A 9,520-nucleotide genomic window follows, 5' to 3' on the forward strand; every position below is an offset into this window, starting at 1 on the left:
CCAATCGCGAGTTCCAGGAAATAACCGATCTCCATTGGTGCGCCGAGCAGCCTCGCCAGCGGCTCGCCGCCAGGGTCCTCGAGTGCCAGCACGGTCTGGCTGCCTTCGCGCACCAGTCTCAGCGGGCGCACGGCCCAGGCACCGTCAAGCTCGTCCTTCAGCGCGAACTCGTGGGCAAGACGATCGAGACTGGCGGGCATCGGCTGTTCAGCGGCAAGCCGCGCCAGCAGCACTTTCTGGCCGGCCACCACCGGGAACTGTTCTCGCGAGAAAACGCGCTCGCCGTCGTCCCATAGAATTTTTCTTTTCTGATCCATCGGAGTCGCAACGAGATAGGTCAAATCCTGCGGATACAGGCACTTCGCAAGAATACACGTTCCTTATGGCGGCGTCGTTGGTAATGCGGATCATTGTCAATGCGGGTGCAAGTAGCAGCATCATGCGTGAACCTTTGACAGCGCCATCAGGTTCTTTTTGATCTCACTTTCAGGTGCGAACGTGTTGCAGTGACAGCGACGGACCCGGCAGGCGAGGCCTTCCATCCAACCAGTTGTGCCGTGACGAAATCCATGAATACCCTTGCGCGCATTGGAATGTTCCGTCCAAAGGCATGAAGCGCGTGCACGGGCACGGACGCCATCGCGTGGCCCTGCAGCACGGTGCATAACCGTCCGGCAGCGAGGTCATCTCGCACGGCGATCGCCAGGATCTGTGCAATACCCAGTCCATTCAACGCTGCCACCCGCATTGCGTCGCCACTGTCCGCGTCAAACACGCCATCGACAGCGACCGTCGTTCCATCCGCGAAGATCACGGGATACGCGCGCCCGCTAAGCCGATAGCGCACGTGTCGATGCGCGGCGAGATCAGCGATTCTCCGCGGTGTTCCGTGTTCACGCAGATAATCCGGCGCAGCCACCAGCACCAGCGGCAACTCTGCAATGGTGTGCGCATGCAGACCGCTATCTCCTAGCCATCCTGCTCTGATCGCGATATCGAAGCCATCGCGGATCAGATCGACATGGCGATCGCTGACGCTCACATCGAGCGCGAGTTCCGGATGTTTCGTCATCAGGTGCCGCGTGACGGGGTCCAGCAAAAGGCGCCCCAGCTCGCCTGGCAGGCTCACACGCAATCTTCCCGAGACAGTTGCGGGCGAACGCAGAACCTCGTCTGCACGCTCCAGGCCGCGCACGAGCGGGGCGACTTGCTCGTAGTACGCTTGCCCTTCCACGCTCAGGAGGAAGGCGCGCGTCGACCGTTGAAACAGCCTGACGCCCAGACGCTTTTCGAGCCTCGCGATGCTTTTGGACACCGCGGAAGGGGTGGTGCCCAACGAATGGGCTGCACTCGTGAACGAGCCAGTCTCGACGGCGCGGACGAATGCGGCAAGACCATTGAAATTTTCGGCAGACATGATGACAGATCGGAACAAGTGAAATGGCCATCGTGTGACTTTAGCGCCTTCGCGGCCGTTGCTACATTCCGGCAGTACGCCAGATCGGCGAAATACGACGAGGAAAGAAAATGAATCGGCTCGCAAATAAGGTCGCTGTCGTCACAGGCGCGAATAGCGGAATCGGGTTGGCGACGGCCCGGCTGTTGGTCGAGGAGGGTGCGAATGTGATCGTGGTCGGCCGCCGGGCAGATGCGGTCAATGCGACCGTATCCGAACTTGGAGATAGGGCGATCGGGTTGACGGGCGACCTCGCGAACCCTCAAACGCACGACGAGGTCGCCTCGCTGGTTTCTCGCCGCTTTGGCGGGCTCGATATCTACTTCGCCAATGCGGGAATCAATACCATTGCGCCCTCGAGCGAAGTGAGCCACGAATCGTACGACCTGCACTTCACGACCAACACTAGAGCCATCTTTTTTGGCGTCCAGAAAATCGCGCCGTTGATGCGCGAACACGGCGCCATTCTGTTGACCAGTTCGATTGCGAGTTCGAAGGTGTTCGAGGGGCACGCCGTCTATGCCGGCAGCAAGGCCGCAATCGAGGCATTTGCGCGGAGTTGGGCGCTCGAATTCCAGGCACGTGGCATTCGCGTGAACGTCATCAGTCCCGGACCGGTCGATACCCCTATCCTCGGCAAGCTCGGCATCGGGAGCGCCGAACGGCCCGCATTCGAGGCAGCCGTTGCAGGCCGCATTCCACTGGGTCGCCTCGGTCGGCCCGAAGAACTGGCGCGCGCCGCGCTCTTCCTTGTCAGCGACGAAAGCAGCTTCATCAGCGGCATCAATCTGAACGTCGATGGCGGTATGTCGTTGATATGAGTTCTCGCTGCGCTTGGCCATAGGGGAAAGATTGCGCGAACTACCGATCCCGGTGGTCGACGATTGACTGCTACGGGAGGTGCTTGCCGCAACGACTCCGTTGCCTGCGGGCGCATCTTCGTGAAGCGAGACGCGCGCGGGCGATGCCCTGTCTCGCCGTCTTCGCGTAAGGACAGATGCGATCCGCGGCGGGCACCAGTTACGCCGTGATGGCGCGTTCGACACCGGGCAATTGAACACGGATATCGGCGGTTAACATATGCACGCCGTCCACGGGATCGCGTCCAGCCGTCCCGGCGGAATCCACCGTGATCTCGCCGTGCGCGAAGCCGTTATTGATGGCGATCAGTTTGAGCGCGCCTTTAAAGCAGGCGGCGTAGCTGGCTGGGAACAACTGCACTGGATTCGTGCCGCCGCCAGGACCACGCGCTGCTGGCAACCGCATTGAACCCGGCATCGCCGTCGTCGGAGCGAATGACGCGGAATGCACTGCCGAGGTGTCAAGGGCGGTGTGGTCCGGCCAGAACATCTCGTATCGTCTTTGCGGCGTCAGTGTCCGTTCGCACGGTTCGCCGGCCGCGGACGCTGGCCGCTGCGACCCATGAATCTATTAACGGCTCGTGAAATGAACGGCAAACAGCACATGCTCGTCTCGACCGGCGTGACGAATTCTCTCCGGGCTTCGAGCGACGACTCGCTCGCATCCAGTTTCGCCACCAGCTATGTGGGCGTGATCTCCTTTCTCGCGGTAGTGAGCGAAGGCAGCTTCGCCAAGGCTGCCAGTCGGCTCGGCATCGGCCGCTCGGCTGTGAGCCGCAATGTCCAGAAACTCGAAGCGCAGATCGATGCGCGGCTCCTGCTGAGGACCACGCGCAGCACGGCATTGACACGCGAAGGCGAACTTTTCTATCAGAACTGCAACCCTGGTGTCGAGCGCATCGTCCGGGCGCTCGCGGATATGCGCGAACTTCGCCAGGGTCCGCCGCGCGGCCAGTTGCGCATCTGCTCGACGACGGGCTTCGGCCGCAGGATCGTCGCGCCGCTGCTCAGCGGCTTCTATACGGCGTACCCCGACATTGCGCTCGATTTCATGCTCAAGGACGGCCCGATCGAATTCACAACGGACCGTATCGACGTCGCGTTTCGTGACGGCAAGCTGGACGACAGCCAGGTCATCGCAAAACAACTGATCCCGATGCAGATGATCGTGTGTGCCTCGCCGGAATACGCGCGCGCTCACGGCTTGCCGCGCTCCGTCGAGGACCTCGGGATGCATCGCTGCATCAATCTCCGTCTTGCTTCGGGCCGTATCGCCGAATGGGAATTCAAGGTGGGCGGCGCGAGCCGCAAAGTCGCGCCGAAGGCCGTGCACGTTCTCAACGATGCGGATCTCGTGTTGCAGGCAGTGCTTGCGGGCCACGGCATTGCCCAGCTCGCAGCCTACCAGGTGAGCGAACTGCTGCGCGCAAACCGTCTGTACGCGTGCCTTGTACAGTATGCGCCCGACGACCGCGGTCATTACGCGTGTTATCTGAGTCGCAAGCACTTGCCATCGCGCATTCGGGTATTTATCGATTACATGACCGAGCAGATCCGCGCGCTCGATCTGCAATGTCCAACCGAAGTCGATCCTCCGTCCGGTTGCCATTGATTGTTGATGCGATGACAACACGGTGAGGCCGTGCTCGGGGCTACTGCCGCCCGCGTATGCCGCCTAGGATTTCACCTGACGGTGGCCCCGCAGGGGGAGGAGAAGATCGTAAAGAACACGCAACAATGGAAGAGGAGCCCGAATATGGAGGCGCAGTCGAATATTCTCGATCCGTGGCTGATGACCATCGGCATCCTTGGACAACTGTCGGGCGAGAAGAGCTCGAATAGCAGCGTTGCGCCAGATTGGGCGCAAGGGTTTGAAAGCTCGCCACGAAAGCGTGCAGACGGACCCACGATACGCTTTTTGGAGCGTGCCACGACAACGAGCGTTACGCTCGCCTGGCTGGACCCGTTGCGATGTGTATACGGAAACCAGGAATGGCATCTGGTTCGTGCTCGTCATTCAGGAGTATGTGCAGTCAGTGGTCGCCAGATCCAGTGCGACGAGTACGTTTACAGGCCCCAACGCAGGCGTCCTCAGGCCGTGAACGCAGATGCGATGATCCTCAGAGATGAATTGGAGAAGCGCTTGTGAACGGCCCTGATCGCCGCATGGTCCCTGACGTGCCAGCGCCAAGGAATTAATTCTCCACGGTCGTCGGAACGCAGGCTACGACGTCGATTGTGACGCTCGTGATTAGCGGGGGGCGTGGGATCTTTGTGCTTCCCCCTCCAGCAATCTGGAAGGCGATAAGGAAACGACTCGACGTCGAGAGCCGGTATGCAGAAACGTCGAATTGCAGTGCACGGGGCATTCGTTGCCCGAAATATCTCAGGTCCAGGCTGCCAACGGGGTGGTCCAGTCCATCAAAGACATACCCAGTTGCCTGTACCGGGTATGGAGCGTCATTTTGGATCGTCACGTTAAAGGTAAGCGTTGAGATGATCTCCTCATCTTCAATTTGATACGGGGAAAAGTAAGCGGCTGCAAAGTCGACGTTCCAGTCGTCAGGACAGACGCAACACTCCTGGAAGCCGGACCATCCCTTGGAGGTAGCGGCTAGCGTGGAGGGCTTGAGTCGGGTGGCCTTGACTATCGGAATCTCCGTCAGCGAATCTCCAGCTTCCCCCGTCACACAAAACGGCGTGAAGACGGAGGGAGCAGATACGACCAGGGTACTGTCCATATGTTTTTGGGGGCTGTGGTGACAGCTAGCAGCGCAGCTAGCGCCACACGAAGTACTGGAGAGATCAGGTGAGGGCGAAGGCAGGACGTCACCTGCCTTGTCCTGGCTATATATTGATAAGCGATTGGTCGACGGCTTGTTGGGTCTTGATCGTTTGAGCGTTGGCTTGATAGTTTCGTTGCGCCGTAATGAGCGCTACAAGCTGGTCAGTCAGATCGACGTTCGAACTTTCTTCCATAAATCCTTGTAGCACGCCATGGTTGAAAGTGCCCGGCGTGCCGATTTGCGCAGTCCCTGACGCCTGGGTTGCGTAGAACAGGTTGCCGCTTTGACTTTCAAGCCCATTCGGATTGGCGAAAGTCGCCGTCGCCACTTGCCCAATGACGAGGGTCTCCCCGTTCGTGTAACCGGCAGTGATGGTGCCGTCGTCAGCCACGGAAAGTGTGCCGTTGTAGGCGGCCGCGGCATATCCGTCGGGGTGATACCGGGTCACGCTGTCTGTCGTCGCAGCATACTGCGTGGTGTTGCCGAGATCGATGGCAATCGTTTGCGGGCTGGCGCTGCCGTTTGACATGCTCATGTCGAACGAGAGCGAACTTGAACTGGTCAGCCTGCCGGAGGAATCGAAAGTCAGTGTTCCGATTTGTGTGTACGAGGAAGGCGCCCCGGTTCCATTGTCAACGGTGACATCCGAACCCTGGGGCGCTATATAGGCACTCCATTGATTGGGGGTGGCCGGATCTTTCACAAGATAAATGCTGATCTGATGCTGGTTACCTTCTGAATCGTACGCAGTAGCAGTGGTTGCGAAGCTGTAGCTCTGGTTGTTGGTAGGGTCGAACGGCGTGACCTTCGGGATGTCATCTCCCGCGTTCAGATTGAAAGACCACGCGATCGCGCTGGTCGGCTTCGGGGGCAGATTTGCCACGGTTGCGGTCGTTAATTGAACCAGGCGTGAAGTGTCGACGACGCCATTCGGACCTACTGCGTATCCCATTAATGGAAGGCCATTGCCGCTGTTAATAATATTTCCGTCACTGTCTTGTTGAAATTGACCGTTTCTCGAGTAGACCAGAGTGCCGTTCTGAGATAGCAGAAAAAAGCCATTTCCTCTAATGTCGAGATCGAGAGGATTACCGGTTTGGGTAGGCGTTCCTTCTGAGAAGTCCCGGACGATCGCAGAAGTTGCAACGCCGATGCCGATCTGGTTATTCGTCGCGCCGAGCATTGCGTTAGCGTACATGTCGGAAAAAACCGCCGTGCCTTGCTTGAATCCCACTGTGTGGGCGTTTGCAATGTTATTGCCGATGACATCGAGATCGTTTGAGGCGGCATGCAAGCCGCTTAGCCCCGTTTGATAACTCATGTGGTCTTCCTTGGTCGAACATCAGAGTGTGTTGCGATGTAATACCGCCGGAGGCAGGCGGTTTCGCCCGAGGAATTCTAAGTGATATGTTTTCCCCTGATTTATGAAGCCGCGTCCGAATATTTGTTCCATATATTCATAAAATCGGGCGGCTATTTGGAATTGATGTTCTCTGCCTGCGGCGAAATATATGACATCGACCGACCCGCTTTTTGCTGCATTCTCATGTGAACGCAGGCGCTTCGACACACTGCAGGCGGTTGCTGCGGATTTCATCAGGCAGGTACATTCCGCGTGCCATTCGAAGCGTATGCGCGCGTTGTACGGGGAGCGTCGCACGTCCTTGCAAGGGCGGAAAGAGCGCTTTGTTGGCGCCGGTCAAGCCGGACTGTAGCGACTGGACGAGTTATCAGACGCACGCGAGTGGCAACCCACATGCAAAAGAGGGCAAGGACGAAAGTACTTGCCCTTGTGATCAGTGAAGTTTTCCGCCGCGCTTAGCTTTGGATGAATGCGAGTAGATCCGCGTTGAATTTGTCTTTATGCGTGTCGGTCAAGCCATGAGGCGCGCCCGGGTAGACAATCAGCTTTGAGTTCTTGATCAGCTTTGCCGATGCACGGCCAGCTGCGTCGATAGGCACGATCTGATCGTCTTCTCCATGAATGATCAGCGTCGGGACGTCGATTTTCTTCAGGTCTTCGGTAAAGTCGGTTTCGGAGAATGCCTTGATCGAATCGTACGTGTTTTTGTGGCCACCCTGCATGCCCTGCGCCCACCACGAATCGATCAAACCCTGCGACGGCTTGGCGCCCGGGCGGTTGAAGCCATAGAACGGTCCGGATGGCACGTCTTTGTAGAATTGCGAGCGGTTCGCCAGTTGAGCGGCACGCAGACCGTCAAATACCTCGATCGGCAATCCACCGACGTTAGTGGAAGTTTTCAGCATCAGCGGCGGAACGGCTGAAACGAGCACAACTTTGGACACACGTCGCGTGCCGTGACGGCCCAGATAGCGTGCAACCTCGCCGCCGCCGGTCGAAAAGCCAACAAGTACGGCATCTTTGAGACCGAGCGTTTCGAATACCGTCGCCAGATCGTCAGCATAGGTATCCATTTCATTGCCGTTCCACGGTTGGCTCGAACGTCCGTGGCCACGGCGGTCGTGCGCCACGGCGCGAAAGCCGTGCGACGCCACTAGCATCATCTGCGATTCCCAACTATCGGAACTAAGGGGCCAGCCGTGACAGAACACCACGGGGCGTCCTGTACCCCAATCCTTGTAGTACAGCTGAGTGCCGTCTTTCGACGATATGTAACTCGAGAAGTGTCGGTGGTCCGCTTTCGATGCCTGCGGTGAAGCGACGGCTGTGCTTGCCTGAACCGTACCCGGGAGCATGGCGGCCGCCAGGCCACCTGCGGCCGCGGCACCGCCGATCAATAATTTTCGACGTGTGGGTTGCTCATTCACCTTACTGCGTTTCATATTCATCCTCGTTGTTGAGCCTCTGCTCTGAGCGGGTGTGGTTTCGATTCGTTGCACGCCACTAGCATCACATGGCTCGCTCGCCATTCGATATGGATATTGCACAAAACGCTGACCATGGCGATCGCACGGAGTCATGCTTCAGCAGCGCAAGAGGAATGTTAGGAGGGCATCAGGATGAAAAGAAGGCGGAAAGCAGGCAACGTGGTGTTGCATCGAGAAACATCAATCGACACGACGTTAGTCGGTTCTTGTGATGACGGGCCACCGAATTCGGCTTGAAATTAGTCGGTTTTCGTCAGGTAGTCGTCCGTCGACGACACGCGGAGACACGCGTGGTCGGAAAATCGGCCCGGCCTGGAAATTCTGCGTCAGTCTAATGAGGAAGGGTCGATAGTCGCTAATAAAAGCATATCGATCTACAAGCGTGGCGGAAGTATCTGACTTCGCAACGCTAACCGGATCGCATGCTCGTCGCAGCCTCGATGGCACCTGCCAGGTCGCTGGCACCCAAAGGCTTAATCAGAAGGGCACAGGCGCCGTTCGCAAAAGCTTGACGATGCAGTTCGGGCGTCGGATATGCGGTGATAAATATCGTTGGTATGCGCCACCCGTTTTCGATCAGGCGCAGAGACAGTTCAATGCCCGACATTCCTGGCATCTGAACATCTGAAACGATGCAGTCGGGCTGCGTCTCGCCGATGTGTGCCATCACCTCGGCTGCCGATTCGAAGGTCACGACATCGTAGTCAAACGATCTGAGCAAGGTTGATAGACCCGATCGAACCGAGGGATCGTCATCAACGACCCAAATTACCTGTGACGCGCGCAATTGACTTTCTCCCTGTCCGCGCCGATTGCGCGGAGTGGCCATCGCGTCCAGCGGATGATTACGATCATACTCGACGTGGGGCCGACTTAAAATCATACGCAAGTATATATAGAGGTAGCGCTGTTTATCGGTAGAATGTTAGCAGCCAGAAAGCTATGCGCTTTCGTCGACGCTGTGTGTGATACCGGCTCCGACGGCATCATTAGCTTACAATTGCATCACATTCCGACAGAGCGACTATTCCCAGTGACGGACCCATGCGTTGCATACACTTGTACGGGGAAGGGAATGCGAATGGAGAAAAACATTTTTCCAGCCGTGGCTAGCACGGACGGTGCAATCGTCTATGTAATCGACGACGACGCGTCAATGCTCTCGGCACTATCTAGCTTGTTGCGCTCGTGCGGATATTCGGTCCGAACCTTTGAGCGAATCCGGGATTTCATTTCGGCTGAAAAGCCAGGTGTTCCAAGCTGCCTGCTGCTGGACGTTCGCCTGCAGGGGGAGAGTGGTTTGACGTTCCAGTTGAGTGCGAGAAGGCATCAGGTCGACATGCCAATTATCGTCATGACTGCCCATGGTGATATTGAAATGTCGGTGCAGGCCATGAAAGCTGGCGCCATTGATTTCCTGACCAAACCTGTTCGAGAGCAACGTGTTATCGACGCTGTTTCATCAGCGATCGGTCGTCATGCCGAGCAACTGGAGAAATCTCTGACCAGGGTTTCGCTTATGGCGCGTTACGACACGCTGACGGTGCGGGAGCGCGAAGTGATCTGGT

The 9,520-nt window shown here is 57.7% G+C and carries 11 protein-coding genes; 4 read left to right on the top strand and 7 right to left on the bottom strand.

The annotated features are described in order from the left end of the window. Together GCT19_RS39600 and GCT19_RS39605 are read right to left on the bottom strand one after the other, a co-directional pair. Positions 1 to 317 (bottom strand): hypothetical protein (locus tag GCT19_RS39600; RefSeq protein WP_152854932.1); only part of this gene is annotated, 317 nt, incomplete at its 3' end. Positions 318 to 463: 146 nt separating this feature from the next. After that, positions 464 to 1,417: a LysR family transcriptional regulator gene (locus GCT19_RS39605; RefSeq protein ID WP_018437069.1), complete on the bottom strand. Its 954-nt coding sequence runs from the start codon at positions 1,415 to 1,417 to the stop codon at positions 464 to 466. 110 nt (positions 1,418 to 1,527) lie between these two features. Between GCT19_RS39605 and GCT19_RS39610 the strand changes: the two genes are divergently transcribed. After that, the gene (locus GCT19_RS39610; protein ID WP_018437070.1) at positions 1,528 to 2,277 is read left to right on the top strand and encodes an SDR family NAD(P)-dependent oxidoreductase; all 750 of its coding nucleotides are present in this window, start codon (positions 1,528 to 1,530) and stop codon (positions 2,275 to 2,277) included. Between the two features lie 199 nt (positions 2,278 to 2,476). Here the strand turns inward: GCT19_RS39610 and GCT19_RS39615 are convergent, their stop codons facing one another. Further along, positions 2,477 to 2,806 (bottom strand): OsmC family protein, encoded by a 330-nt coding sequence (locus tag GCT19_RS39615; protein WP_084598426.1) that lies wholly within the window; start codon positions 2,804 to 2,806, stop codon positions 2,477 to 2,479. Between the two features lie 96 nt (positions 2,807 to 2,902). Here GCT19_RS39615 and GCT19_RS39620 point away from each other — a divergent pair, with 96 nt between their 5' ends. Continuing rightward, positions 2,903 to 3,928: a LysR family transcriptional regulator gene (locus tag GCT19_RS39620; protein ID WP_018437071.1), complete on the top strand. Its 1,026-nt coding sequence runs from the start codon at positions 2,903 to 2,905 to the stop codon at positions 3,926 to 3,928. 144 nt (positions 3,929 to 4,072) lie between these two features. Then, a complete protein-coding gene (locus tag GCT19_RS39625; protein ID WP_157646510.1) occupies positions 4,073 to 4,465 on the top strand; it encodes a DUF3331 domain-containing protein in 393 nt (130 codons plus the stop codon). Between the two features lie 46 nt (positions 4,466 to 4,511). Here GCT19_RS39625 and GCT19_RS39630 read toward each other — a convergent pair whose 3' ends face one another. The 4 genes from GCT19_RS39630 to GCT19_RS39645 all read right to left on the bottom strand — a co-directional run bounded on the left by GCT19_RS39630 (position 4,512) and on the right by GCT19_RS39645 (position 8,781). Continuing rightward, entirely contained in the window at positions 4,512 to 5,057 is a 546-nt protein-coding gene (locus tag GCT19_RS39630) for a hypothetical protein (protein WP_018437073.1), read from the bottom strand. 106 nt (positions 5,058 to 5,163) lie between these two features. Next, the gene (gene flgE / locus GCT19_RS39635) at positions 5,164 to 6,423 is read right to left on the bottom strand and encodes a flagellar hook protein FlgE (protein ID WP_018437074.1); all 1,260 of its coding nucleotides are present in this window, start codon (positions 6,421 to 6,423) and stop codon (positions 5,164 to 5,166) included. Positions 6,424 to 6,920: 497 nt separating this feature from the next. Continuing rightward, positions 6,921 to 7,907, bottom strand: coding sequence for an alpha/beta fold hydrolase (locus GCT19_RS39640; RefSeq protein WP_084598427.1), 987 nt, complete (start codon positions 7,905 to 7,907; stop codon positions 6,921 to 6,923). Between the two features lie 454 nt (positions 7,908 to 8,361). Next, the gene (locus tag GCT19_RS39645; protein WP_018437076.1) at positions 8,362 to 8,781 is read right to left on the bottom strand and encodes a response regulator transcription factor; all 420 of its coding nucleotides are present in this window, start codon (positions 8,779 to 8,781) and stop codon (positions 8,362 to 8,364) included. A 252-nt stretch (positions 8,782 to 9,033) separates the two neighbouring features. Between GCT19_RS39645 and GCT19_RS39650 the strand changes: the two genes are divergently transcribed. Beyond that, positions 9,034 to 9,520 (top strand): response regulator transcription factor (locus tag GCT19_RS39650; RefSeq protein WP_152854933.1); only part of this gene is annotated, 487 nt, incomplete at its 3' end.

Source organism: Paraburkholderia atlantica, from assembly GCF_009362785.1.
Lineage (GTDB): Bacteria > Pseudomonadota > Gammaproteobacteria > Burkholderiales > Burkholderiaceae > Paraburkholderia > Paraburkholderia atlantica.

What these genes read in the sequence shown, in the direction of transcription:
- GCT19_RS39625 (WP_157646510.1), top strand. Translation starts at nt 4,073, where the DNA reads ATGGAGGCGCAGTCGAATATTCTCGATCCGTGGCTGATGACCATCGGC.
- flgE (WP_018437074.1), bottom strand. Translation starts at nt 6,423, where the DNA reads ATGAGTTATCAAACGGGGCTAAGCGGCTTGCATGCCGCCTCAAACGAT.
- GCT19_RS39620 (WP_018437071.1), top strand. Translation starts at nt 2,903, where the DNA reads ATGAACGGCAAACAGCACATGCTCGTCTCGACCGGCGTGACGAATTCT.
- GCT19_RS39630 (WP_018437073.1), bottom strand. Translation starts at nt 5,057, where the DNA reads ATGGACAGTACCCTGGTCGTATCTGCTCCCTCCGTCTTCACGCCGTTT.
- GCT19_RS39605 (WP_018437069.1), bottom strand. Translation starts at nt 1,417, where the DNA reads ATGTCTGCCGAAAATTTCAATGGTCTTGCCGCATTCGTCCGCGCCGTC.
- GCT19_RS39645 (WP_018437076.1), bottom strand. Translation starts at nt 8,781, where the DNA reads ATGGCCACTCCGCGCAATCGGCGCGGACAGGGAGAAAGTCAATTGCGC.
- GCT19_RS39615 (WP_084598426.1), bottom strand. Translation starts at nt 2,806, where the DNA reads ATGTTCTGGCCGGACCACACCGCCCTTGACACCTCGGCAGTGCATTCC.
- GCT19_RS39610 (WP_018437070.1), top strand. Translation starts at nt 1,528, where the DNA reads ATGAATCGGCTCGCAAATAAGGTCGCTGTCGTCACAGGCGCGAATAGC.
- GCT19_RS39640 (WP_084598427.1), bottom strand. Translation starts at nt 7,907, where the DNA reads ATGAAACGCAGTAAGGTGAATGAGCAACCCACACGTCGAAAATTATTG.